Here is a 24,392-nt window from a genome sequence, read left to right on the forward strand (position 1 = left end):
AAATATACCGCTATTTTACCTGATAGAACGGCTCAGTTGAAACAAGAGATTGAATTAAACCCCAAGAAAGGTATGATCAGCAACATAAATTGTTAGCGTAAAAGTGATAAAATGGCGTTTGTTGTTACCGATAACTGTATTCGATGTAAATACACAGACTGCGTTGCAGTGTGTCCCGCGGAAGCGTTTTATGAGGGGCCAAATTTTTTGGTCATCAGCCCTGATGATTGCATTGATTGTGATTTATGCCCAGTAGAATGCCCTGCTGGCGCTATTTATCAAGAAGAAGCGGTGCCTGAAGATCAAAAAGAATTCATTCAACTTAATGCTGAACTCGCCAAAGTATGGCCCCGCATTACTGATATGAAAGCACCGCCTGATGATGCACAAACCTGGGATGGTGTTGAAAATAAATTAAAATACTTAAAGCTTGAAGAGTAATTAAGGCGTTCATGCACATTCAATAAAACCCGCTATACTTCACTTATGTTTAACATTTGTCTCAAACATTGGTGATAACTATGTGGCATCAAATTGAACAAGCGATAACAACAGAAACTGGCATACCCTTTGTAATTAAAGAAAAGCAACCATTGTCCGCTGGTTTATCTAGCGGTAATCCCGTTGATGCTAACGATCAACCGCTTAATTTATCATTTAAAGTGTCAGACGGCACGCGCCGCTTTTTTGTAAAACTCAACAGCAAAGAAAACCTGATCAACTTTCAGGCTGAAGCCTACTCGTTAGAGCAATTAAAACAATTGACACACATCGCTTGTCCTGACGTTACTGCCATTGGTATTAGTTTAGACAAAAGTTTTTTAGTGCTCGATTATATTTCTTTTAGCAAAGCTAAGCCTGTGCTCTGGTACCAATTTGGTCAGCAATTAGCACGTATGCACCGAGAAACCTCCCATGGTCAATTTGGTTGGCAGCATGATAATTTTATTGGTAACACCATACAACCCAATCATTGGAGCAGCAATTGGACCACTTTTTTTTCAGAGCAACGTATCGCATGGCAACTGCAACTTCTTAGTGAAAAATCAATATTATTAGGTAGCATTGATCACATTGCAAAGATTTGCCACGACGCATTATTGCATCATTATGTAACCCCTTGCTTAGTTCATGGAGATTTATGGCAAGGTAATACGGGGTTCACCTTTGAACACGGCATGATGTTTGACCCCGCTTGTTACTATGGGGACCGAGAAGTCGATATTGCCATGACTGAGCTGTTTGGCCAGTTTCCAACAGATTTTTACCATGGCTATCAAGCAGAATATCCGCTTGATGATGGCTATGAACAACGAAAATTAGTCTATAATTTTTATCATATTCTCAATCATGCCAATATCTTTGGTGGCATCTATATTGAGCAAGCCAAAGCGACATTATCGAGAATTATCTCTATCACATCGCACTGACTAACTCGCTATTGGTTAAGATAATATCAGCAACAAATTCAAACTTAACAACGAAAATGCGGATAGGGCACATGAAAAAAGATATCAGTGAACAGCGAATACAATGCCCACATTGTGGGCACCATATTAGAATCACTATTGATGCCTCTAATGGCGATCAAGATTTTTATGACGAATGCCAAGCATGCTGTCGAGAGATCCACTATAAAATGCATATTGATGAATATCACCAAAGCATGCAGCTTGATATTGACAGCGACGACGAACAAATATTTTAACGGTTGCTTAGCACTGCCTTCTTGCCTATGATAGCTTCACTTTATGATGCATTTCATCGCTTAATCACTTTCCGAATTTTTAATGAATCTACCGTCTTTTTTTACACATACTAAAAGTTTACTTAAACTGGCCTACCCTATTTTGATTGCACAGCTGATCCAAAATTTAATGGGCTTTGTTGATATTGTTATGGCTGGTCGTATTAGCGCGGTTGATATGGCTGCGGTTGCTGTTGCAAACAGTATTTGGTTACCACTAATATTAACAGTTTACGGTTTGATCATGGCGTTAGCCGCAATTATTTCACAACTTGATGGCGCAAAAAACTACCTTGAGATCAGCAAGCAAACCTATCAAACCGCATGGATTGCCTTAACATTAGGCATAGCGCTTATTGCCCTCTATTATCTCATTGCACCGGCACTTTTTCCGCTTATAACACTAGAAGGCAACCTCAAGCCGTTATTATTTGATTATTTAAAATATATTGTTTGGGGGGCGCCGGGTTACTGTCTTTACTTAGTCTTAAGAAACTATTCAGAAGGCCTTTCTTATACCAAACCCACTATGATTATTAGCATTATTGGTTTGCTAGTTAATATACCGGCTAATTACATTTTTATTTACGGTGAGTTTGGTGCTCCTGCATTAGGTGGTGCTGGCTGTGGTGTTGCCACCGCGTTAGTGTATTGGGCGATGTTTTTCAGTATGCTCGTTTATACTTTTAGCTCTAATATATTAAAACAAGCTTCACTTTTTGAGCATTTTTATTGGCCTGATTTTCAAGCCATTAAAAATATACTCACCCTAGGTGTGCCGATTGCTTTATCGCTATTATTTGAAGTGAGCTTATTCGCTATTGTTGCCATTATATTAGTGCCCTTTGGCGCAGAAGTTGTTGCAAGCCACCAAATCGCATTAAACTTTAGCGGATTAATTTTTATGGTACCTTTAAGCTTAGCAATGGCAACCACAATAAAAGTTGGCTATGCGATTGGCCATAACAACCACCAACAAGCAAAAGATTACACTACATATGCCATAACGTTAGGGTTACTGCTTGCGGTTGTTACCGCGCTTATTACCGTGCTTTTTAGAGTCCCTATTGTTAGCATTTACACTGCTGAGCTTCCTGTTATAGAGCTTGCAGCCAATATTATGTTACTGGCAACGCTTTATCAGTTTTCAGACACAGTGCAAGTGGTTTCAGCTGGCGCGCTTAGAGGCTACAAAGATACCAAGTCTATTTTATACATTACCTTTGTTTCTTATTGGTTAGTTGGTCTTACTGTTGGTTTAATTTTAGGTATCACTGATTGGGTAGTACCTAAAATGGGTCCGTATGGATTTTGGATCGGTTTTATCACCGGATTAACCACTGCCGCAATATTACTGGCTTGGCGATTAAAGGTCGTGCAACATCGTCTTGCTGTAAAAACAAGCAATTAAACGAATTTTACGTAATTTTACACAAAAGCGCTTGCAAGCAGCATTATTGGCGGCTAACATAGCGCCTCGTTGAACACTTCAACGCAGTTTTAAGCGCTTATGTTAAAACTGGTTTCAATAAAGTGTATTTGCTCGCTTAGCTCAGTTGGTTAGAGTACTTGCATGACATGCAAGGTGTCGCTGGTTCGAGTCCAGCAGCGAGCACCATATTTGAGAAAAGGCTACCTTTGGGTAGCCTTTTTTTGTTTATAGTACTTATTTTGTTATATCAAACGGTTAACAGCTATAAACTACTAAGCAATTATATACTAGCAAGAAACTATTTAGGTGTATTATACCGCCGTCTTAAAAGGCATATAATCTAAGGCCGTTTGGTAAATGTCTGTCATTCGTGCTTTGTCGTTATATGCCCGCTCAATTACCGCAATACCTCTGGTTAACGAAACTAAATAGCGTGCGGTTGATTGTGCATTGCCGATAAATTGCTGATCCGTTATTGCTTGATCTAAACGATTTTTCATAATGACTTCTAAACTATCAAGAAAGCCTGTCAAACAAAGCTGTATGTTGGGACATTTTTGTGCTGCCTCCATGATGGCACGTGTACTGAAACATCCCTTCGCTTCTTTATCATTGCATAAGCGTTCAACTATAGCTTTAAATAGTTGGGTAAACGCTTTTTTAGCATCTGAATGTTGTAATTCACCTTCAATAAAGGTTAAAAAATTGTCAGTGAAATGGCTAAAAGCTTTAAAAAATAGTACATCCTTATTTTGATAAGCATTGTACAAACTACCTCGCTGAACTCCCGTTTCCTTTGCTAGGTCGAGCATGGTTGTTGCGTTAAAACCTTTGCTAGAAAATACCTCGACGGCGATATCCAAAACATCTTCTTCGTTAAATTTACGTGTACCTACCATTGTTTTCCTACTTACTTACGCCAGTGAATAACCCCATTTTCTCCATCTTAACTTATTCTTGACATCACTGTCATTGTTGACATACTTGTCAAAATTGATTTTTTAGAGGAATGCTTCATGTTGCCACTCGATTTATATTATTGGACTACGCCAAATGGGCATAAAATCACTATATTCTTAGAAGAGGTTGGCTTACCTTATAATCTGTATCCTATTGATATTAACAAAGGGGAGCAATATACCCCTGAATTTCTTGCAATAAGTCCCAACAATCGTATCCCTGCGCTGGTTGACCCGAGCCCAACTGAGGGTGATAAATCTTTATCGATCTTTGAATCTGGTGCTATTTTGGAGTACTTAGCAGATAAGACTGGCGCATTTTTACCTCAATCAAGTGCTGCGCGTTACAATGTATTACAATGGTTGTATTGGCAGATGGGTGGACTTGGGCCGATGGCCGGACAAAATCATCATTTTTCACAATATGCCCCCGAAAAAATTCCATATGCCATAACTCGTTATGTCAATGAAACAACCCGACTATATAGTGTATTAAACAAGCAGTTAGCTGGGAAAAAATTCATTTGCGGCGAGTACTCAATTGCGGATATGGCAAGTTATCCTTGGATACGTTCCTATGAAAAACAAAGCCAAAATTTAAATGACTTTCCTCATATTAAACTATGGTTTGAGCATATGTCAGCGCGGCCAGCAGTGATAAGAGCCTATGAAAAAGCAGAAAATATTAATAGCAGCTCGGCTGTTACTGAGGCGGGTAAATCAATTTTATTCGGCTCACCATCTAACATTAGCAAGCCGCTATAAACACACTTATACCCATTGAGAGGAAACACCATGTCTATTACGTTATACGAATTATCAGGCGCAGACCGTAGCCTTCGCTTTGCCCCACATTGTTGGAAGTCTAAGTTAGCTCTAGTTCACAAGCAGCTTAGCTTCCAAACAGAGCCCGTTTGGTTTACTGAAAAAGAAAAATTTGCCTTTGCTGAACAACCCTTGTTACCCGTTATCACTGATGGCGATAAAGTGGTATGTGACTCTTGGTCTATCGCTGAACATTTAGAAGAAAAATATCCTCAAGCACCTAGCTTATTTGCCAATAATGAAGCGAAAGAAAAAGCTAAAGCATTGCACCTGTGGGCTTCTACGGTGTTATCAAAACATATTCCCGGTATTCTAATCTTAGATCTATACAATGTAATTGCGGAGCAAGATAAAGAATATTTTCGACGCTCTAGAGAAGAGCGTATAGGCACCAGCCTAGAAGCCTTTGCGGCAACCCCTGAAAAACATATTAAAGGACTACAAAAAGAATTGACCTATATAAGAGAGTTATTAGCAACAAAAAACTATTTAGGTGGCGACAAGCCAGACTACAGCGACATTTGTTTGTTGGCTACTTTCTTGTGGATTGCTACATCAGGGACAACAGAGTTCTTAGAAAAAGACGATCTGATTTATGCTTGGTATCAGCGTGTGTTAACTAATTACAGCGAAGTGATACCAAAGTCGCTATTAGTGTAAGCTCTTTTATAGATATAAATATCTTAACTTTATATGAACCTCCAGTAGACTTCAGTCGTCTTTAATATAACAACAAATAAAAACGGTGAATAAATGCATCAAGCACAACAAGATCTACTGGTTCTTGAGGCACAAAGCGGAAATAAAAAAGCCTTTGAATGCTTGGTCATCTTCTTCCATCCGCAGTTAATTAATTTTGCTTGTAATTTATCAGGCAATGATGCGTTGGCTAAAGATGCCGTGCAAGACGTATGGATCAGTATTAGTAAAAAGTTAAGTAAGCTTGAAGATCCTCGGGCATTTAAAAGTTGGATTTTTCGTGCCTTACGCTGGCGAGTTTTAGACTTAATAAAAGCGAAGGCTTATCAGTTTCAACCGATTGAAAATGCAAACCTCAGTATTGAACTTGACGAATCAGCAATTGCACGAAAACAGCTTCGAAAAATGATAGAGAAACTGCCAGATCGCGATCGTTCTGTAATTTATCTATTTTATCTGGTAGAGCTGTCTTTGGCTGAAATTGCACAGGTAATGGAAATTCCGCTTGGTACGGTAAAATCTCGATTAAATCGGTCTAGGGCTAGTTTACAACAACAATTGCAATAACATTTCACCATTAAAAACAAATAACCTTCAGGAGATTAATATGAACTTAGATGACAAAATCAAACAAGCATTGCAAATGGATGCCAAAGAAGTAGAAATGGTGTTAAGTAAAGAGGATGGGCTCTTTAGTCAACTATTTGGGCTATTCCGTGGCAATATGATGTTATGGAATATATTTGGCTTGGTTTTAGCTGTGCTAACAGCAGTATTAATGTTCTTGAGTGGCTATCAGTTTTTCATTAGTGAAAGTATAGATGACCGTATATTTTGGGGGGTGTTATTATTAGCGTTTTGGACTGGAACCATAGGAATTAAAATTTGGTTCTGGTTGGAAATGAATCGTAACTCTACCCTTCGTGAGATAAAACGACTAGAGCTTGCTGTGGCGCAACTCACGGTCAAATTAAATCAAGACTAAACGGCTTTCTTGGTGATTTAGCATACCACCACAACAAGCTTGCTGTGGTGGTATAAGGAGAGGCTAATGACTAAATCTAGCCTAGCACAATAGCTAGCATGGCTTCGCCGCATCCCCTGACCTTTTAAATGAGTATTTAAGGCTTATAAAAAATAGGCGACGCAGGGCCTACAGGTAAGCCAAAACCAAATACCCAAACATAGAAAAGTACCACCCAGCCTATCAAGAATACTATACTGTATGGCAACATAGTCGCAACAAGAGTACCAATACCCATATCTTTTTTGTATTTTGCAGCAACTGCTAAAATCAACCCGAAATAACTCATCATTGGAGTAATTAAGTTAGTTACTGAATCGCCAATTCTGTAAGCCGCCTGAATGGTTTCAGGAGCATAACCAATTAACATAAGCATTGGCACGAAAATAGGTGCCGTAGCAGCCCATTGTGCTGAAGATGAGCCTAAGCTTAAATTAATCAAAGCACAAAGTAAGATAAAGCCAATAAATACTTCAGGCCCAGTAAGGCTTAACGCTTGTAATAAGGCAGCTCCTTTAATGGCAATAATGGTACCAAAATTTGTCCATTTAAAAAAAGCGACAAATTGAGCGGCAAAAAATACTAACACAATATAAAGCCCCATTGCGCTAATGCTTTTTGACATGGCATCGATAACATCACGGTCGGTTTTCATGGTACCAACCACTTTTCCGTAGACAAAACCTGGGATAGCAAAGGTAATAAAAATAAATGCAACAATGCCTTTAAGAAATGGCGAGCCTGAAACTAAGCCGGTTTCAGGGTGTCGTAAAATACCACTTTCTGGCACTATGCTAAGCGCGAGCAAAATACACATCAGTAAAAAAGTAATACCTGCCCAGCGTAATCCTTTTTTTTCTAACGGTGTGATGTTATCTACCGTACTTTCGGATAGGTCGACACTGGCTTCGCTAGGGTCATATTTTCCAAGGCGAGGCTCAACAATTTTTTCTGTGATGAGTGTACCTAAAATAGCAATAAGAAAGGTAGAAACCATCATAAAATACCAATTAGCTTCGGCCCCAACCACATAATCTGGATCGATCATTTGCGCTGCAGGCGTAGTTATACCGGCAAGTAGCGGATCAATTGTACCAAGCAATAAATTCGCGCTATAGCCACCCGATACTCCAGCAAAAGCAGCAGCTAAGCCGGCAAGAGGGTGACGACCAAGGCTATGAAATATCATCGCAGCCAATGGAATAAGTACTACATATCCTAACTCTGAAGCCGTGTTAGATAAAATAGCTGCCAGCACGATCATAAAGGTTACTAAGCGTTTAGATGCTCCCATGACCATATTGCGCATTGTGGCTGACAACAGCCCTGAATGCTCGGCAACACTAACCCCTAATATAGCGACTAACACGGTACCCAGTGGAGCAAAACCAGTGAAGTTTGTGACTAAATTAGTCACTATTCGATGCAAGCCGTCAATTGACAGAAGACTGACTACTTCAATTACCCCATCAGGTGCACGGCCTTTTGCTCCAATTGGTCTAGGGTCAACTACACTTAAGCCAAACCAATCTGCGATACCACTGCCAACGATAATAGCAATACAAAAAATTGCAAACAGAGTTATTGGGTGCGGTAGTAAGTTTCCTAAAAATTCCACTGTAGCCAAAAAGCGATTGAACAAACCCGTATTTTTCTCATTGCTAGGCTTATTATCAGTACCAGCATCTACCATAAATTAACATTCCCATCATTTTATTAACAAATTACATGAAACATATCATGGATTGATTTTTTGCTCCAGTTAGGGACGTTCAAGAGCATGGTTAAGGGCCATAAAAGCAGCTCACTAAGCCATTTATCTCATCATTGCGTCAATACTTTTAATAAAACAATTACCGATTAACGGTTAGTTTTTGCGTGGAGTAATTATGGGTGGATTATTTAGTTTTTGTGGGCTAAAATCGAGCGAAACGATGAGCCCACTGTTTTTTAGTCCTTATTCAATTGCTTAACACTACTATCCTCTTGAGTTTCAAGTTGTGATATTTTAGCTTTCAGACTATCTAGCTTCTTTGATAAAATATAAAAACCTACCTGCGAGCAAATAACTGCCAAATAAAATAAATTATCTTTATGCTGTTCAGAGGCGTCATTCCAAAGATAAATCGCAAAGATAGAAACGCCTACATAATATAGAATGTTAATCATTATTTATATAACTCTGATGTTAATACTACACTTCTATTTTTTTAGCTCTTTATTAACTTTATTAAGCTCCGATTTATTAAAAGCTACAGCGCCAAATATTACAAGTAAAATTAAGCCAGCACGCCCCATCTTCTTGTTTTTTCTAAATGCTTCATATAGATCCTTAACTCCCATAAAAGAAGCACTTATTCCTATATAACTTGCTAAGTTATCTAAAAGCTGATGGAATTCTTGATCTGATTCGAGCTCTTTGTTTGATAGGGACCAAATTCCCCACTGTGGATTTACAAATGTTGTTAATAATACATTTTCTATTAATTTTCCCTGTAACGGCCTGTTATTCACTGAACGAATAAGTTGCATTGCATAGTTTCTTTGGGCTTGCGGAAGGTGCCTGTATAGAATAGTAGCGCATATAGCATCTATTTCTCTTTGCCCCGCGTTAATAAGTAATTCTTTTCGAATTCCAATGATATTTGCTAAAAATGCTAACTGAGCAATTTTACTGCTTTGAATATTATATGGTAATTTTTCAATAGATATATTTGATGACATAACGTTCCTTATTATTTATGTAGAGGTTGATTTTACAAACTATGCAGCCTGAGGTAGCCCTGCTTTCATGAATTTGTAAAAAACTACAATACGCTAATTACCTCAGCTCATCAATCACTTAATGCTAAAGCCTTTAACTGGTTGATGAGTTAAAGATTGGTTAAACCCTTTTTTCATGCAGTTGGGATAATTCTTAACAAAACTGATTTTTTATACAGTTAACACTAAATAAAATTATCATGAGTGGTTTCTTTATTTTTAAAGAATATGCATCAACAACGGGCTTGTTCAACAACAGGATTAAGTTGCGGCAAGCGCAACCTATCCTTTATTTATTAAGGCAACGATTGCTCCACCTTAGATATAAGCGCATCTATGACCATTAAATCATTCGCCTTTTCCATATAATCATCACTATCTTCATCTAGCTTTTTAAGATCCAATGTCTCTTTATCTAGCTTATCCTTAAGTGATTTTTTAATTACTCGTAATTCTAATTGCGAAAACATAATTATCCTACTCTTTGGTTTGGCACACCAATGAAACATGGGATAGCCATTGAGTCTAATTGGTTTAATTTTTCCAAATACATGGTCAAAGGCATGTCGTATAAAGGACGTATGGTAAAGTGATGTTTACCTTTGACTCCTCCCTGATCTAGTGAAACATGTAAGCCATTAGGCATTTTTGATTTTGCTGGCAACTTCCACCAAAGGGTACCAAACTTTGGGTTTCGATAGTTAAATAACGAAAGCCCTCCTGATTTAGAGTCAACAAAGTCAACGCCATTTTTTTCATAAACCTTTACATCCCAAGTTTCTTCATCTGCTCTTGGGGGATTAGCTCTAATATAATCAAATTTTGCTTTTGACTTACGACCAAGCCGAAAAAGATCAAATGGCAAAGTAACATAGAATTGAATTGGAGTGTGCATAATCATCTTCCTTATGATTTATTTTAACGCCTCGTAAAGCGATAGAGTTATTGAGTTGTGCTAACGAACTTTATTAGCAGGCTACACTGCATGTTTAAACACGATGGTTATCCTGCTTTCATGAATTTATAAAAATCTACAATACGCTAATTACCTCATTGCATCAATCACCTAATGCTAAACAGCCAATAAAGAAGATAAATGTACAGGGCACTTTTGGGAAGGTCGTTTTAAATCTCAAGCCCTACTTGATGAAGGCGCCTTATTATCTTGTATGGCTTATGTTGATTTAAACCCCGTACGGGCTGCTATTGCGCCTACACCCGAGCAATCAAGTTTCACCAGTATTCAATTACGCATCAAAGCGGCCATTAACGGTAAAAAACCTAAACAATTACACCCTTTTACTGGTAACGAACACCAAGACAAAACTCAGGGTATTACCTTTAGTTTAAAAGACTATTTAACCCTAGTAGATGAAACAGGAAAAGTGATACGCAGTGATAAACGTGGCGCTATTAGCCCTAAAGCAGGCAATATACTCACAAGGCTACATATTAGTGATGACAGCTGGTTAAAACTCACCACACAATTTGAATGTATTTTCACTGGCGCTGTAGGAACCGCAGCGCACTTAAGTGAATTTAGCGAACATGTTGGTTTAAAACGCAGCCATGGCATTGCAAACGCTCAAGCCTGTTTGAATAGTGCCTAATTCTAGTTAGCGATAAAAACAAACAAAAAACAAAAAGACAATACATCAAAAAACAACGCTTCCCAAGCGTGACGGCAGACACTCATCTAGAGTTCACCTACACGTCAGAAAAAGTGTAGTTAAGGGGAATAAAGCAGCTCACTAAGCCATTTACCTCATCATCGCGTCAATACTTTTAATAAAACAATTGCTGATTAACGTTTAGTTTTTGCTGAGAGTAATTATGGGTGGCTTATTTAATTTCTCACTTAGGGGTATCTGGATTAAAATCCATCATGGTTAATGAACCGCCCTGTGCGGAGTCGCATGCAGGGTGGTGTGGGGGCTGGAGGGTAGAAACCTCCGGCTACCCAATTTAGTTTTACTTATTGCCAATTAAGTTTTAACTCTTTGTGACTACTTGCACAATCTTTAAGATAAAGATTGATAAGATTTTGATAAGGTACGCCATTTTGCTCTGAAAGTTGTTTAAAATACTCAATAACATCTTGATCTAAACGGATAGTTATTTGTTTTTTTAGTTTTTTCACGTAGGGATTAGGTACGGAATTAGAAAAATCATATTGATCACGCATATCTATACTTCTCATATTGTTTGCGTTCGTATTTATCAGCTTTTCTAGCTGAAATAATACGAATATTATCTTCGTGATCTCGATAACAATAGACACACTACAAGAGTTTTGAAATTATCACTTTGACCGAGAATTAAATAACGCTCTTCACCGAAAGAGCTATCAGGATCTGGAATTAAGCGAGCATATCCATCAAAGAATACAGATTGAGCTTCATCGAAACTTACTCCATGCTTTTTGATCTTGGAAGACGGGAAGACGCTTTATTTGGATCCCATTCAAATTTGATATCATTCATATATTACAGTGTAGTTATATTGTAATGCGAATGCAATATGTGAGGTAAAACTAACGAGCCTGTAGAACTACTCGTTTTTTATATTATTTTTTAATAAAATCACTTTAATTGGATTACTTTCTTTTAACAATCAAAAACGTTTACGCTTTTGGTGATTTTATTTTTTGCCTTGAAGGGATATGAATTATTGCTTATTTAGGGCGATAATTTAATATTAATATTGTTTATTGGGTAGATGCTGGGTTGTTTTAGCGCTAATACAGGCTATTTCTTAACTTTTCTATATTATGAACAAGGCAATACAGTTGCCATTGAGCATTCACTTTTTCTTGTCCTCGCAAGGTGAATTTATTTATGCCTTTATTCACCGTGATATTGCCAAATACTGGCTCAATTGCCCCTAATCGTTTGCTGTATTGCCATCGACCTGCGGGGCTGTCTATTTTTACTTTCATTCGGTCACTGTGGCTGATGTTTTGCGATTGGTTTATTAAAAATTGTACTTGCCTACCTGTGGCTTTGGGCGGTTTTCGCATGCATTGCCTTTGCAGTGGACATACGCGGCAATCTTTTAAATACCCTGTGAAACGAACTAAGTTGCGGCAAACGCAACCTATCCTTTATTTATTAGCAGTTTTTGCTACAACTTTATTTCTGGCTGCTTTTCCATTGCAACAAGCAGTAGTGTTGCTAGTGGCCCTAAAGGTAAGGAAATAAAAAACCAAAGTAAACCACTTCGATTTTTACTTTGAGCTAAGCCTGCATTCAATAATGCTAGAGTACCCAACCCAACTGCATATTGACCACCTTGTGCTACGATTTCGCTTCCATTCATTTTGTTCTCCTTAATTAAATTAAATACACCATAAATCTCGAAACAGCTAACTGCTTTCATAAATTTATAAAAATCTACAATACGCTAATTACCTTATTGCATCAATCACTTAATGCTAAACATATCAACTGATTGATGAGTGGAAGATTGGTTAAATCCTTTTTCAGCATTTGGGATAATTCATAACCAAAGAAGATTTTTTATACCGTTAAAAATAAATAAATAAAGTTATCAGGATGACTTATTTAGCTTATGTATTTTCTATACGGAATTTTAAGCCCTATAGATCGATTTTTATAACCGCCCCCTATAAATAGCTGCGAGCTTGCTTTGCAATTAATTAAATACGCTATAATCATCATTAGCTGAAACTTTTACTCGATTTTTCTACGCTGGATGCTTTGATGAATTTAATACCGTTTGCTTTATCGTTAGATACAAAGTTATTAGTTGATGTTGCTGATGTTCAATCAGGAAAAAAGTGTGGGTGTATTTGCCCTAGTTGCAATATCCCTCTTGTTGCAAGGAAAGGTAAAATCAATGAGTGGCATTTTGCTCACGACAGCCAATGTATAGAAAAGGATCAAGAGCTAAGTTGTGATTTTTCTTGGGCTGTTGCCGTAAAAATGATGATTAAGCAACTACTACTCGAAGGCTCTACCCTTGCATTACCTGAGTACTATATTGATTTTAAAGGAATGGATTATCATAAAATCAAAGTAACGGAACCCTCAATTATTCACTATACCAACCCAGAATTAAAGTCTCTTGCGTGTGATGTTACCGTTGAAGTAAAAGGTAAAAAATTAGGCATTATATTCTTAACCAGACAGTCTCAATCCTTGGTTGAAGCTTCATTTGACCAAGCCTTGTTCGGCGTCATAGCTATTAGCATTGAGCATGTTGGTTATGATGATAAAGGTAAGGTGATTAATCATTTAAGAAATCATTTACAGCATTTACTTGAATCAAAAACCACCACTAAGCACTGGCTTTATCATAAAAGGGAAGCGGCTGCTTACCTCAAAATTACTGAGCAAGAGAAACTGCTTAGCGCAAGAGCAGCAAACGAGCAAAAACAAGCACGCAATTACATTCAAAAGCCTACTCAAGCTATACAGGCAATGCAGTGGTATTGTTTGTCTTGTCAGCTAGAATATCAGGGATATTCTACTGGGGTAAACCCTTGTCCGAAATGCCGTTCTCACTTTTATAGAAGACCAATGTGAGGTGTAATGTTAATTAAGTTAGCTACCTAGTATTTTAAGGGGTAATGCTAACGCTTCATTACCTGTTTGACCAACAAACCAAATAATGGCACTCAAACCACCTAAGGTTAAAACATACCACAAGGCTGACACGATTTGTGCATAACGGTTAAGTGGTAATAGTTCGCTTAAATGTCGACGTTTATATTCAAAAAATATTTCAACACTACCAATAGCCAGTAAAAAACCTAACAGCGCTAAACCAAAATGATAACTGATGTAAACCCCTAGCCCGGCCCCTAATACACATGCCACTAAACCAACTCTGGAGTTAAATGAAAAAGCGATGCTTTTCAGCACATGACCGCCATCTAAAGGCAATACTGGTAGCATATTAAATAAATTAAGCAGCGCATTAAATACGGCTAGGCCTGCAAGTATTTCTATATCAGTAAGCCAATAGCCAACTAAACAAGCAATAGATAATATCAAACCAAAAAATGGCCCCATAATTGAAATAACAATATCTTGCCAACGGGTATTAATTTTATCATCGCTCAGCGCTAAACCGCCCACAAAGGGAATAAGATAAATACCCTTGGTTTTCAGTCCAAAGTACTTCATCGCCTTGATATGACCATATTCATGAAAAACAAGACAAAGTATCAGCGCAATAGCAAACTCAATAGAAAATAGCCAGCTATATGCCGCCAAGCTACCCGCAGCAAATAATACTTTAATAACCTTGGCACTTTTCAATAGCTTCAAACCAAGGCCTGCCATGCCAATGAAACTGAATTTAATGGGGTGTTTTTGATCTTGTCTAACTTGGCGTTGTTCTATGTCTTTTTCTTTTAAGGTGTTTTCATGCAAAAGTTCACCATTAATTAATAGCTGAAATAGCAATTCAAAAGGCTGCCATTGTAATAAGCCCTTAAGTTCAACGTGTACCTCACCTTGCTCATTTTGCAAGAGAAATTGATGTGAAAAACCCTCGTTGTCAGTACTGGCATCAATTTGCGAGACACATTGATCATCCCAAAACAGTTGCTGCCACCCAGCCATTGAACCCTCTAACCGTAATGTTTTACCTAAACACTCTATTGCTAATAATTGCACTGTATGTATGTCCTAATATAAACCCAATAAATAACGCCGAGCCCGATTATCACTATATTTATTGATACAGCAAGGTTTATCTGTAGGAAAATTATTTAAACCTTCAATGTCACAGTTATTTTACTGTATATTTTAAATAAAACCGCTATACTGTATAAAAACACAGTTAATTATTTTTTATGAAAGTCATCCCTATATTTGCAGAAGCGGGTATAAGTGGTTTTGAAAGCCCTGCTGCTGAATATAAAGAGCTTGGTTTATCACTTGACCAACTATTGATCAAACACCCTAACGCGACCTTTATTGGTCAAGCCAATGGCGACTCTATGCAAGGCGTTGGTATTTTTAATGGTGATTTATTGATTGTGGACAGGTCGTTAATGGCAAACAATGGCGATATTATTGTTGCTAATTATAATGGTTGCTTTGTTTGTAAATTGATAGATAAAACCCAAGCACTTTTATTGTCTGCATCAAGCAAACACCCTCCGGTTCATATAACACCTGAAGATGATTTTCAATTAGAAGGGGTGGTTACTCGCTCTATTCGTCTACATCAAAAATCACCTGAAATTACGCTATGTACGCATTAGTTGATGCCGTATCTTTTTACGCTAGCGCTGAAAAGGTATTTGATCCAAGCATACGCAATAAACCCGTAGTAGTGCTAACAAATAATGATGGCTGTATTTGTGCGGTGTGTCCTATTGCAAGACGTTTGGGTATTCCCAAGTTCAAGCCTTACTTTCAAATTAAGTACTTCTTAGAAAAGCATGGGGTTGTTGTGCGCTCATCTAACTATGAGCTATATGCAGATTTAAGTGAGCGGATGATGAATGTTATGGCCAGATATTGTGATAACCAATATATCTACTCTATTGATGAATCTTTTTTAGCATTTAAAAACTACGGTAGCATGATTAATGACTGGCATAAATACGGACATGAAATCCGCAAAGCTATTTGGAAAGAAACGCGTTTACCCGTTGGCGTAGGCTTTGGTACCACCCCTACCCTAGCAAAAGCCGCAAACCATGCAGCAAAAAAATTAACGGGGTTTAACGGTGTTGCTGTCATTGGTGATAATCAATCACGTATGGAAATACTTAAACGCATGTGTGTTACTGATGTATGGGGAATAGGAAATAGGCTAGGTAAAAAGCTTAACTTACTTGGTATTAATACCGCTGAGCAACTGGCTCAGCAATCAGCTAAAGACATGCGTAAACAATTTAGCGTGGTGGTTGAACGTACAGTTAATGAGCTTAACGGTATTGCTTGCTTATCTTGGGATGAGATCAAAGCGCCCAAAAAAGAAATATTTTCAACACGTAGCTTTGGTCAAAGAATAACAGATCACCAAGCATTAATGTTTGCGCTAGTTACCCATGGCGCTATTGTTGCTAAAAAACTACGCCAACAACAATCATTGGTTAAGCGCTTGCTAATTTTTGCTGCCAGTTCACCGCATGATAATCAGTATTATAAAAAGTCTCTGATCTATGAATTTCCGCTGGCAACAAATAGTAGTAGTCAAATAGCTTCAGCTATCGGCTTGGTTTTACAAGAAATCTTTCAAAGCGGTGTCTATTTCTATCGCTGCGGTGTTGGCGCTATTGCTTTACAAGACCAACAATATCAACAGCCTGATTTATTCGCACCTACGCAACCTAGCCCGTTAATAATGAAGTGTTTTGATGGCGTGAATCACCGTTATGGTCAAGGTACAATGACATTGGCAAGTGAAGGTAAAGCTGAAAGATGGCAAATGAGAAGACACTTTTTATCGCCACAATATACCAGTAGTTGGCGTGATATTCCTAAAATAAGTTGTTAGTATCTAATGTTAAACCGTATGAAAAATGGAGTTATATTAAAATGTCTCGTATTGAGTTTTCTAGTGAACAAAGAGCGGCCATGGTTGAAAAACTTCAAGACTATTTTGATAGTGAACTAGACCAAGAGCTTGAGCAGTTTGACGCTGAGTTTCTTTTAGACTTTTTTTCTAAAGAAATTGGCGCGCATTTTTACAATCAAGGGCTTCATGATGCTCGAGCGGTATTTGAGTCTAGAATTGAAGCAATTGATGATGAAATTTATGCTATTGAAAAAGAAACCAACTAATACCATTAATTTGATTAAAAGGTATAAATAGCACCTCTGACTATCGAGTGCTAGAATGCACAACTTAAATACCTAATAGGATAAATTATGAAATATGTTGTTTTAGTTATCATTATTGCCATGATAGCAATCTACTTTACCCGAAGTTCAAATAACGCCAAGGCTGCCATTGAGAATAATGCTATTGCTAAAAAATTTTTAGCCAACAATAAAACCGTCGAAAATGTCATTGAAACCGCCTCAGGGTTGCAATATCAAATACTAGAACAAGGTGATGGCACTGAACACCCAACAGCTAGCTCAAAAGTTAAAGTTCATTACCATGGCTCTTTATTAGATGGCACCGTTTTTGATAGTTCAGTAGAAAGAGGTGAGCCTATCAGCTTTGGCTTAAATCAAGTAATAAGTGGTTGGACTGAAGGCGTACAATTAATGGTTGTTGGTGATAAGTTTAAATTTTTCATTCCTTCAACGTTAGGCTACGGTGATAGAGCCGCAGGTAAAATTGCCGCTGGTTCATTACTTATTTTTGAAGTAACACTGTTGGAAATTCAATAGTGTGTCTTAGAGCAAGTAAGCGATAACCTCATTTAATGTTTACCCGATAAAAGCCAATGGCTGTAATCAAACACAGCGATTGGCTTATATTAGTAGTGTTACGATTGACTTGCTTTGTCAGCACGAGCTTGATGAAGTTTTTTGTAGCTTTCAATCAACCTAAGGTGTTTGTCTAAGCCTTCAAGTTTCATACTGGTTGGGGTTAGACCAAAAAATCTAACGTCTCCAACTACTGAGCCAACCACATTTTTCATCGTATCTACACCAAACATTCTGTTTAAGTTATCAATAAAGTCGTCTAATGCCATGTCATCATCTAAGGTGATCTCAAGCACGGCATGAACTGCTTGATAAAATAAGCCTCGTTCAACGGTATTATCATTATATTGAAGAAACTCTCCTACAAGCTCAACAGCATCTTCTAGGGCACCAAGCGCAAGGCAAATGAGAATTTTCAATTCTAAAATTGTCAACTGCCCCCACACGGTATTTTCATCGAACTCAATACCGATTAACGTTCTGATATCGATATAGTTATCTTGCTGACTATCTTCTAAACGCTCAAATAAACGTGCAAGTGCTTCATCACTTAAACGATGAAGATTTAAGATATCTTCACGATAATCTAATGCTTTATTGGTATTGTCCCAAATTAAATCTTCTACGGGGTAAACTTCAGAATAATCAGGTACCAGTATACGACACGCCGTTGCGCCAAGTTGATCAAAAACAGCAATGTAAACTTCTTTATCAAGCGCTTGTAGAATATCCATCAAACGATTGTTTTCTTGTTCATTTGTCCCTGAGAAATCCCATTCGCAAAACTCATAGTCATGTTTAGCACTAAAAAATCGCCACGAGATAACCCCAGTTGAGTCAACAAAATGCTCAACAAAATTCTCAGGTTCGGTAACGGCCATGCTATTGAATGTTGGTTTGGGTACATCATTTAACCCTTCAAAACTACGACCTTGAAGTAACTCAGTCAAGCTGCGCTCTAATGCGACTTCAAAGCTGGGATGAGCACCAAAAGACGCAAACACCCCACCCGTTTTTGGATTCATTAACGTGACACACATTACCGGGAACTGTCCCCCCAATGACGCATCTTTTATCACCACAGGAAACCCTTGAGCTTCCAAGCCCTTGATGCCAGCTAAAATGGCGGGATATTTTTCCAGCACGGTAAGCGGAACATCGGGTAAAACAATTTCTTGTTCTATAATTTGTCTTTTGACGGCTCGTTCAAAGATTTCTGATAAGCACTGCACCTGCGCTTCATAAAGATTATTCCCCGCACTCATACCATTACTTAAAAACAAGTTTTCAATTAAGTTAGAAGGAAAAAAAACTGTTTCACCATCTGATTGACGAACAAAAGGGATTGCACAAATACCGCGAGTTTTCATTCCTGAGTTAGTATCAATAAGGTGTGAACCGCATAACTCATCATCTGGGTTATAGATTGCTAAACAATGCTCATCTAAAATTCCTGCGGGGAGTTGATCATCGTCTTCAAGAGCAAACCATTTTTCATTGGGGTAATGAACAAATTCAGTATTGGCTATTTCATCACCGAAGAATTGATCATTATAAAAAAAGTTGCAGTTCAGGCGTTCTATAAACTCTCCTAAGGCTGAGCAAAGAGCACTCTCTTTGGTTGCTCCTTTACCGTTAGTAAAGCACATAGGAGATGCCGCATCTCGAATGTGTAATGACCATACATTAGGTACAATGTTACGCCAAGATGAAATTTCAATCTTCATGCCTAAGTTAGCTAAAATTTCTGTCATGTTAGCAATGGTTTGCTCAAGAGGTAGATCTTTACCTAGAATATAAGTATTAGCATCACCTTCTTGCTGCTCCATCAACATCGCTTGAGCGTCTTGCTCAAGGCTTTTAACCGCCTCAACTTGAAATTCTGGCCCTGTTTGTACCACTTTTTTTACCGTACAACGATCGATTGATCGTAAAATACCTTGCCTGTCTTTATCAGAAATACTATCGGGCAGTTCCACCTGAATTTTAAAAATTTGGTTATAGCGATCGTCAGGATCAACAATATTGTTTTGCGAAAGCCTAATATTATCGGTAGGAATATCACGCGCATTACAATACACCTTAACAAAATATGCTGCACACATAGCAGATGACGCTAAAAAATAATCAAAAGGCCCTGGCGCAGAACCATCGCCTTTATATCGTATCGGTTGATCAGCAATAACAGTAAAGTCATCAAACTTAGCTTCAAGTCTGAGATTGTCGAGAAAATTAACGTTAATTTCCATGGGATAGTTTCCGAAATAGTAAAATGCCATAGATGCTTGTTAAGTGTGTACTTAGCAGGCTATACCAATCGACCATTAATTCGTTTGGTAGTCTCTATCGCGGGATTAATCTTTATTGGGGGTAATTATCTGTGTTTTTAACGCAATAGTCTTGGGTTAATTGAAGAAATTAATAAAACAAAAGAAAACACGTATAAAAAATGCAGCTCCATGAGCTGCATTTTTATAACTAGCTTATATGCATCCTGCATCGTATTTAGTGTTTCTCTTCTTCCTTGACAACTTTCCTTAGTATATCCTTTGAGCAAATACCCACTCTTGTCCTTAGCAATACATCCGTATACATCCATGCTATATTTAGCCTTAGTTAATTCCTGTAACTAAAAAATTAGTGTTAAATCCTTTAACACACGTTTTGTCTCCTAGACACGTCTTCCTGACATCAATCGTCCTAATTGAATCACATCCCTATTTGTTTCTTCCGTTAGTGAATTCCTATTCACTCGACTTATTCCTTAAGCCTCCCTCAAATACTTTAGTACTCCGTACTGCAGCAATTTTCACCTCAAGTAATCATTACTCTAGTAAACTTAGTAAAAGAGCTTCCTGCTCTGTGCCTTCCTGACAAGACAAATATTACGCTAAAAACGGATATTTTGATGGCTACAAAAATGAGTTTTTAATAAAAAATTTAAGTGACAAATAGCATAATTAAAATTTTTTTCTTTATATTCAACAAGCTAATTATAAAAAACAAAAACGACAACAAAAAACTAACAACATATCTCACGAGCTTGTAAGACATGTCTCACAAAGAAATAGGCACATATCGCTAACAATATCTTTCATTCAATTTTACGTGATAGCGTAGTGCAGTAAAATTACCGACAAAGCGCATTTTCATGAAAAAATAAGAACACATCTGCGCAAGAATAATGCACTAAATAAACATTGCTAAAATGCAATTATATAATCAAGTGCCGCAGTAATCGCTGCAACTTGAGCGAGAATACAGTTTTCATCGTCAACTTTTGGGCTATCCGGGTAAACTTCGGTTGTCGTCGTATACTGAGCATCTGTTAATCCCATGCAAAGCCCTAATTCTTTACCAGCATAATTAATCACACCAAATTGCTCTAGGGTTACGCCAATAAGCTTGCCGTTGTCATCAGCGGGAGCAATATGAGTTACTTTTTCAACCGATTCAATGATTGCACGTTGAAAATTGGGCTGAGGATTAGCGGTATTTCCCACCAAATAAAAGCCATCAGGAATATTCCAATTTTTTTGCTCTATGGCGTCACGTGCCGATAATGCCGGTCGAAACACACTATTATCGGTATCTGTCGTTTCATGTAAATCAATATGCATGAAAATATCGACGGCCAGTGACTGCATAAATGTCATTATGGCTGCTGACTCTTGCGCAGGGCTGTTAGCATAAAATGAACGATTAGGATCAATAGCTTGATGATTCCAACGGTTAATCGTTTCATAGCCCCAAGGGCTTACACAAGGAATAACGATAATATTGAACAACTCACCATAACGACTGGTGGTCGACTTAGCTTGCTGCTCTAAAAATCGTAGTGCCCCTTGCACGCCACTAGTTTCATAACCATGTACGCCACCGGTAATTAACACACACTTTTTGTTCGCCTGCCAATGTTTACTTTTCAAAGCAAATAGCGGATAACGCATTTTATCAATAGCGAGTGCATCATATTGAACCACATCAAAAGCTGGGGCCAACGCTTGCACTTTGCTAATAACCTCATCTTGATATGAGCGTTTAATTGTCTGTGCATCAAACCATTGTGCCTTTTCAATATCACCCCAAGGTTGACCAAGTGTACCTATTTGATTCTCACGATTGTTAGACATATGCTACCTGTACTATTTTGAACTTGATAAGGAAGTAAGCCCATAAAATACCATACTAAGTTATGGACGATGTTATAGGCTTAATAAATTAAAGACGGGGGGTATTGATTCGTACGAGTAATACTCTTATTTAGCGTCTGCGCGTCCCATAAATTTGCGTTCTTCGGTATTGACTTTAATTCTGTCACCGGTAGAAACATGCTCAGGTACTTGAATGGTTAAACCGGTAGATAAAATAGCAGGTTTAGTTCGCGCAGTGGCACTTCCGCCTTTAATAGAGGGATCTGTTTCAGTTATGACTAATTCAACACTCGCGGGAAGATCAATTGCAACGGGTACATCATCAACAATAATAACCGAAAGACCTTCTGTTTCTTCGGTGATAAAAGAAATTTCTTCGCTGATACTTTCCTTATTCAAGTTATAAGGGGTGTAGTCTTCATTATCCATGAACACATACTCATCGCCATCAATATACGAGAACATTGATGGACGGCGGCTCAAATCAGCAAAATTCAACATATCTTCAGCTTTAAAGGTTTCATCTACTTTGCCGCCCGTTACTACATCGTATAAACGCATACGATATAAACTGCCGCCCGCTCTCCCTTGAGGTACAGAGCGTGTTATATCTCGTACAATTAATACCTTACCGTTATGCTCTATTGCAGCATTTTTTTTAATATCACTCGCCTTTGGCATGAGGAATCCTTTACATTAATTATAATTAAAAAATTACCTGAGAAAATACCACGAACTAGCGGTAATGCAAGTGTTGGATAAAAAAAACGTGCCTATATACTCAAACCACTTCACTCAGGAATAACAAGTACTCTACTTTTGGCGATATATCGCCCGTTATCGGACTAAAGTACAGCCTAGATAATTATTCTAATATTTTTCAACAGCTCCAGATAGCCATCTCCAAAGGGTAGGCAGAATAGGCAGAAAAACAATGATCATCAGAATGAAACCATCCTATGCAAGTTTCAAAATTAATTCACTATTTATCTTAATAAACAAAAAGGCTAAGGTAATTGCTTACCTTAGCCTTTGCTAAATAGAGCAGTGCTATGACAATAAGATAAACTTATTCGTAAGAGCGCTCTAGCCATGCTATTTGTAGTTTTAGATCGGCGATTTCATTATGGGCATCAGCTAATTGTTGTTGTGTACTTTTTTGCTCGTTAGCGTGGTTACTTTCACTAAGGCTGGTATTCAACTCAGTATTATTCGACATATTACTTCTATCCTCATGGGCCATATTAGCCTCCCAACATTGGTTGCTATACCTGTATTATTACATAAGGGGTTACAAAAGTAATATTATCGGCCAATATTATTACTATAAATTTGACCAATAATGGCAAATCATAGATTTCACAGCTTTTTAAATAAAGTTGCTTAACAACATTTACCACATAAGATCATCAGGAATTTGATAATCAGCATAAGGATCGTCTTCGGCTATTTCTTCATCAACAACCCTATCGTTTTGCACTAACACTACACTTGCATCAAGTTCAGCTAACTTCTCAGCTGTTTCACGTGTGACAATGTAAGTAACATCATCTAAGCCGCATAATGCTAATTGGCCATTAACCAGTGATTTGTGGGTAACGGTATCTAATGATAATTTTTTTATTTTTTTATCAAAGGTATAGTTATATTCATGATCACCTAAGGTCTGCTTAATTTGATGATGAATTAGAATTTGTTTAATACGCAAATGCTGTTCTTTTTGAGCTAGTTGACGCTTATGCGCTTCATTTAAGGCATTATCTTTAGCCAGCTTTTCTGCTTTTGCTTTGGCTAAATCTTGTTTTATTTGCTCTTGCAACGTTTCATCATGCTGAACACCGCTACGTTTTTGTTTGTTTTTTTTACGCTTATCTGAATTTGCTTGACGAGTTTTTTGCTTGGTTGTTAAACCCGCTTTTAGGAGTTGGTCTTGAAGTGATGCCATTGTCGTTTATTAATCGAATAAAATTGATAAACTATTCTAACAATAAAAAACCAACTGACAATCCCTAGTTGATTTTTCTTATCATGTTTGCGCTAAAAAATTTGCTGGCTTACATTTATTTTACTAGATGGATTGGACTATTACTTTTAATGGTAACCGGTTCTTCTGATGGCGTTACCTTAACATCTATCGTTTTTGATTGACCATTTTGATAACGATGATAAGAGAACTGCTTAAGATCTAACAAACGACTAAAGTCTTCAAAACTTTTAAAGTCGCTGCGAGTAAAGTTTTCTTCTTCTTTGGTTAATAAGCCATCAATATACATAGCATCACCATTAATATTGCAATTTGCAATAGCCGAGTACGGTTGACCATATTCATCAACTTTTAAAGCACGAACCATTTTCACTTCAAAAATCCAATCACCAACTTGTACATGCTTTGACATTGATTCTTTCACTTATAAACCTACTAA

28 protein-coding genes, 1 tRNA gene and 2 pseudogenes are annotated in these 24,392 nt (G+C 37.6%); 15 read left to right on the forward strand and 16 right to left on the reverse strand.

Features of this window, described 5'->3' with window-relative positions:
• The first annotated feature begins 111 nt into the window (after positions 1–111).
• The 5 genes from fdxA (at position 112) to ABXG98_RS14710 (ending at position 3,365) form a co-directional block, all read left to right on the forward strand.
• Positions 112–441 carry a ferredoxin FdxA gene (gene fdxA, locus ABXG98_RS14690; protein WP_353539445.1) on the forward strand — a complete coding sequence of 110 codons (330 nt, stop codon included), beginning with the start codon at positions 112–114 and terminating at the stop codon, positions 439–441.
• 80 nt (positions 442–521) lie between these two features.
• Complete coding sequence (locus ABXG98_RS14695; protein WP_353539446.1) at positions 522–1,430, forward strand: fructosamine kinase family protein; 909 nt, start codon at positions 522–524, stop codon at positions 1,428–1,430.
• 71 nt (positions 1,431–1,501) lie between these two features.
• Entirely contained in the window at positions 1,502–1,708 is a 207-nt protein-coding gene (locus ABXG98_RS14700; RefSeq protein ID WP_353539447.1) for a CPXCG motif-containing cysteine-rich protein, read from the forward strand.
• Positions 1,709–1,790: 82 nt separating this feature from the next.
• A complete protein-coding gene (locus tag ABXG98_RS14705; RefSeq protein ID WP_353539448.1) occupies positions 1,791–3,158 on the forward strand; it encodes an MATE family efflux transporter in 1,368 nt (455 codons plus the stop codon).
• Between the two features lie 130 nt (positions 3,159–3,288).
• A tRNA-Val gene (locus tag ABXG98_RS14710) sits at positions 3,289–3,365 on the forward strand.
• 125 nt (positions 3,366–3,490) lie between these two features.
• Here ABXG98_RS14710 and ABXG98_RS14715 read toward each other — a convergent pair.
• Positions 3,491–4,078 carry a TetR/AcrR family transcriptional regulator gene (locus tag ABXG98_RS14715; RefSeq protein WP_353539449.1) on the reverse strand — a complete coding sequence of 196 codons (588 nt, stop codon included), beginning with the start codon at positions 4,076–4,078 and terminating at the stop codon, positions 3,491–3,493.
• A gap of 117 nt (positions 4,079–4,195) precedes the next feature.
• Here ABXG98_RS14715 and ABXG98_RS14720 point away from each other — a divergent pair, with 117 nt between their 5' ends.
• The 4 genes from ABXG98_RS14720 to ABXG98_RS14735 all read left to right on the forward strand — a co-directional run bounded on the left by ABXG98_RS14720 (position 4,196) and on the right by ABXG98_RS14735 (position 6,647).
• The gene (locus ABXG98_RS14720) at positions 4,196–4,903 is read left to right on the forward strand and encodes a glutathione S-transferase N-terminal domain-containing protein (protein ID WP_353539450.1); all 708 of its coding nucleotides are present in this window, start codon (positions 4,196–4,198) and stop codon (positions 4,901–4,903) included.
• Between the two features lie 30 nt (positions 4,904–4,933).
• Positions 4,934–5,623: a glutathione S-transferase N-terminal domain-containing protein gene (locus ABXG98_RS14725; RefSeq protein WP_353539451.1), complete on the forward strand. Its 690-nt coding sequence runs from the start codon at positions 4,934–4,936 to the stop codon at positions 5,621–5,623.
• Positions 5,624–5,716: 93 nt separating this feature from the next.
• On the forward strand, positions 5,717–6,229 hold the full coding sequence (locus ABXG98_RS14730) for an RNA polymerase sigma factor (RefSeq protein ID WP_353539452.1): 513 nt from the start codon (positions 5,717–5,719) through the stop codon (positions 6,227–6,229).
• A 40-nt stretch (positions 6,230–6,269) separates the two neighbouring features.
• Positions 6,270–6,647: a DUF6768 family protein gene (locus ABXG98_RS14735; RefSeq protein ID WP_353539453.1), complete on the forward strand. Its 378-nt coding sequence runs from the start codon at positions 6,270–6,272 to the stop codon at positions 6,645–6,647.
• Between the two features lie 136 nt (positions 6,648–6,783).
• Here the strand turns inward: ABXG98_RS14735 and ABXG98_RS14740 are convergent, their stop codons facing one another.
• The 4 genes from ABXG98_RS14740 to ABXG98_RS14755 all read right to left on the reverse strand — a co-directional run bounded on the left by ABXG98_RS14740 (position 6,784) and on the right by ABXG98_RS14755 (position 10,344).
• The gene (locus ABXG98_RS14740) at positions 6,784–8,379 is read right to left on the reverse strand and encodes an AbgT family transporter (RefSeq protein WP_353539454.1); all 1,596 of its coding nucleotides are present in this window, start codon (positions 8,377–8,379) and stop codon (positions 6,784–6,786) included.
• Positions 8,380–8,888: 509 nt separating this feature from the next.
• Positions 8,889–9,410, reverse strand: a complete 522-nt coding sequence (locus ABXG98_RS14745) for a hypothetical protein (RefSeq protein WP_353539455.1) — start codon at positions 9,408–9,410, stop codon at positions 8,889–8,891.
• Between the two features lie 335 nt (positions 9,411–9,745).
• Complete coding sequence (locus ABXG98_RS14750) at positions 9,746–9,919, reverse strand: hypothetical protein (protein WP_353539456.1); 174 nt, start codon at positions 9,917–9,919, stop codon at positions 9,746–9,748.
• A 2-nt stretch (positions 9,920–9,921) separates the two neighbouring features.
• The gene (locus ABXG98_RS14755; RefSeq protein ID WP_353539457.1) at positions 9,922–10,344 is read right to left on the reverse strand and encodes a Tse2 family ADP-ribosyltransferase toxin; all 423 of its coding nucleotides are present in this window, start codon (positions 10,342–10,344) and stop codon (positions 9,922–9,924) included.
• A gap of 184 nt (positions 10,345–10,528) precedes the next feature.
• On the opposite strand from ABXG98_RS14755, the pseudogene ABXG98_RS14760 reads away from it, so the two are divergent.
• Positions 10,529–11,059 (forward strand): annotated as a pseudogene (locus tag ABXG98_RS14760) (transposase); the annotation flags it as partial.
• Positions 11,060–11,424: 365 nt separating this feature from the next.
• On the opposite strand, the gene ABXG98_RS14765 reads toward ABXG98_RS14760, so the two are convergent.
• The 4 genes and pseudogenes from ABXG98_RS14765 to ABXG98_RS14780 form a co-directional block, all read right to left on the reverse strand.
• On the reverse strand, positions 11,425–11,634 hold the full coding sequence (locus ABXG98_RS14765) for a BrnA antitoxin family protein (protein WP_353539458.1): 210 nt from the start codon (positions 11,632–11,634) through the stop codon (positions 11,425–11,427).
• Positions 11,635–11,699: 65 nt separating this feature from the next.
• Positions 11,700–11,876 (reverse strand): BrnT family toxin, encoded by a 177-nt coding sequence (locus ABXG98_RS14770; RefSeq protein ID WP_353539560.1) that lies wholly within the window; start codon positions 11,874–11,876, stop codon positions 11,700–11,702.
• A 310-nt stretch (positions 11,877–12,186) separates the two neighbouring features.
• Positions 12,187–12,522 (reverse strand): annotated as a pseudogene (locus ABXG98_RS14775) (transposase); the annotation flags it as partial.
• Between the two features lie 50 nt (positions 12,523–12,572).
• On the reverse strand, positions 12,573–12,767 hold the full coding sequence (locus ABXG98_RS14780) for an antitermination protein NusB (RefSeq protein WP_353539460.1): 195 nt from the start codon (positions 12,765–12,767) through the stop codon (positions 12,573–12,575).
• Positions 12,768–13,171: 404 nt separating this feature from the next.
• Between ABXG98_RS14780 and ABXG98_RS14785 the strand changes: the two genes are divergently transcribed.
• The gene (locus ABXG98_RS14785; RefSeq protein ID WP_353539461.1) at positions 13,172–13,996 is read left to right on the forward strand and encodes a competence protein CoiA family protein; all 825 of its coding nucleotides are present in this window, start codon (positions 13,172–13,174) and stop codon (positions 13,994–13,996) included.
• 18 nt (positions 13,997–14,014) lie between these two features.
• On the opposite strand, the gene ABXG98_RS14790 is transcribed toward ABXG98_RS14785, so the two are convergent.
• Entirely contained in the window at positions 14,015–15,094 is a 1,080-nt protein-coding gene (locus tag ABXG98_RS14790; RefSeq protein WP_353539462.1) for a metalloprotease, read from the reverse strand.
• A gap of 179 nt (positions 15,095–15,273) precedes the next feature.
• Between ABXG98_RS14790 and ABXG98_RS14795 the strand changes: the two genes are divergently transcribed.
• The 4 genes from ABXG98_RS14795 to bamJ all read left to right on the forward strand — a co-directional run bounded on the left by ABXG98_RS14795 (position 15,274) and on the right by bamJ (position 17,776).
• Positions 15,274–15,687, forward strand: a complete 414-nt coding sequence (locus ABXG98_RS14795; protein WP_353539463.1) for a LexA family protein — start codon at positions 15,274–15,276, stop codon at positions 15,685–15,687.
• The gene (locus ABXG98_RS14800) at positions 15,675–16,931 is read left to right on the forward strand and encodes a Y-family DNA polymerase (RefSeq protein ID WP_353539464.1); all 1,257 of its coding nucleotides are present in this window, start codon (positions 15,675–15,677) and stop codon (positions 16,929–16,931) included. Before ABXG98_RS14795 ends, ABXG98_RS14800 begins: the two co-directional genes overlap by 13 nt.
• A gap of 41 nt (positions 16,932–16,972) precedes the next feature.
• The gene (locus tag ABXG98_RS14805) at positions 16,973–17,218 is read left to right on the forward strand and encodes a DUF2164 domain-containing protein (RefSeq protein WP_353539465.1); all 246 of its coding nucleotides are present in this window, start codon (positions 16,973–16,975) and stop codon (positions 17,216–17,218) included.
• Positions 17,219–17,305: 87 nt separating this feature from the next.
• Positions 17,306–17,776: a BamJ family beta-barrel-assembly machinery protein gene (gene bamJ, locus ABXG98_RS14810; RefSeq protein ID WP_353539466.1), complete on the forward strand. Its 471-nt coding sequence runs from the start codon at positions 17,306–17,308 to the stop codon at positions 17,774–17,776.
• Between the two features lie 98 nt (positions 17,777–17,874).
• Here the strand turns inward: bamJ and ABXG98_RS14815 are convergent, their stop codons facing one another.
• The 6 genes from ABXG98_RS14815 to ABXG98_RS14840 all read right to left on the reverse strand — a co-directional run bounded on the left by ABXG98_RS14815 (position 17,875) and on the right by ABXG98_RS14840 (position 24,377).
• Positions 17,875–20,064 (reverse strand): OsmC domain/YcaO domain-containing protein, encoded by a 2,190-nt coding sequence (locus ABXG98_RS14815; RefSeq protein ID WP_353539467.1) that lies wholly within the window; start codon positions 20,062–20,064, stop codon positions 17,875–17,877.
• 954 nt (positions 20,065–21,018) lie between these two features.
• Positions 21,019–21,948, reverse strand: coding sequence for a M14 family metallopeptidase (locus ABXG98_RS14820; protein ID WP_353539468.1), 930 nt, complete (start codon positions 21,946–21,948; stop codon positions 21,019–21,021).
• A 126-nt stretch (positions 21,949–22,074) separates the two neighbouring features.
• Complete coding sequence (efpL, locus tag ABXG98_RS14825) at positions 22,075–22,650, reverse strand: elongation factor P-like protein EfpL (protein WP_353539469.1); 576 nt, start codon at positions 22,648–22,650, stop codon at positions 22,075–22,077.
• A gap of 388 nt (positions 22,651–23,038) precedes the next feature.
• The gene (locus ABXG98_RS14830) at positions 23,039–23,188 is read right to left on the reverse strand and encodes a hypothetical protein (protein ID WP_353539470.1); all 150 of its coding nucleotides are present in this window, start codon (positions 23,186–23,188) and stop codon (positions 23,039–23,041) included.
• A gap of 174 nt (positions 23,189–23,362) precedes the next feature.
• On the reverse strand, positions 23,363–23,914 hold the full coding sequence (locus ABXG98_RS14835) for a DUF2058 domain-containing protein (protein WP_353539471.1): 552 nt from the start codon (positions 23,912–23,914) through the stop codon (positions 23,363–23,365).
• A gap of 115 nt (positions 23,915–24,029) precedes the next feature.
• Positions 24,030–24,377 (reverse strand): hypothetical protein, encoded by a 348-nt coding sequence (locus ABXG98_RS14840; protein ID WP_353539472.1) that lies wholly within the window; start codon positions 24,375–24,377, stop codon positions 24,030–24,032.
• Positions 24,378–24,392: the final 15 nt, after the last annotated feature.

The sequence above is a fragment of the Colwellia sp. KU-HH00111 genome (genome assembly GCF_040362745.1).
In the GTDB taxonomy this organism is placed as follows: Bacteria; Pseudomonadota; Gammaproteobacteria; order Enterobacterales; family Alteromonadaceae; genus Colwellia.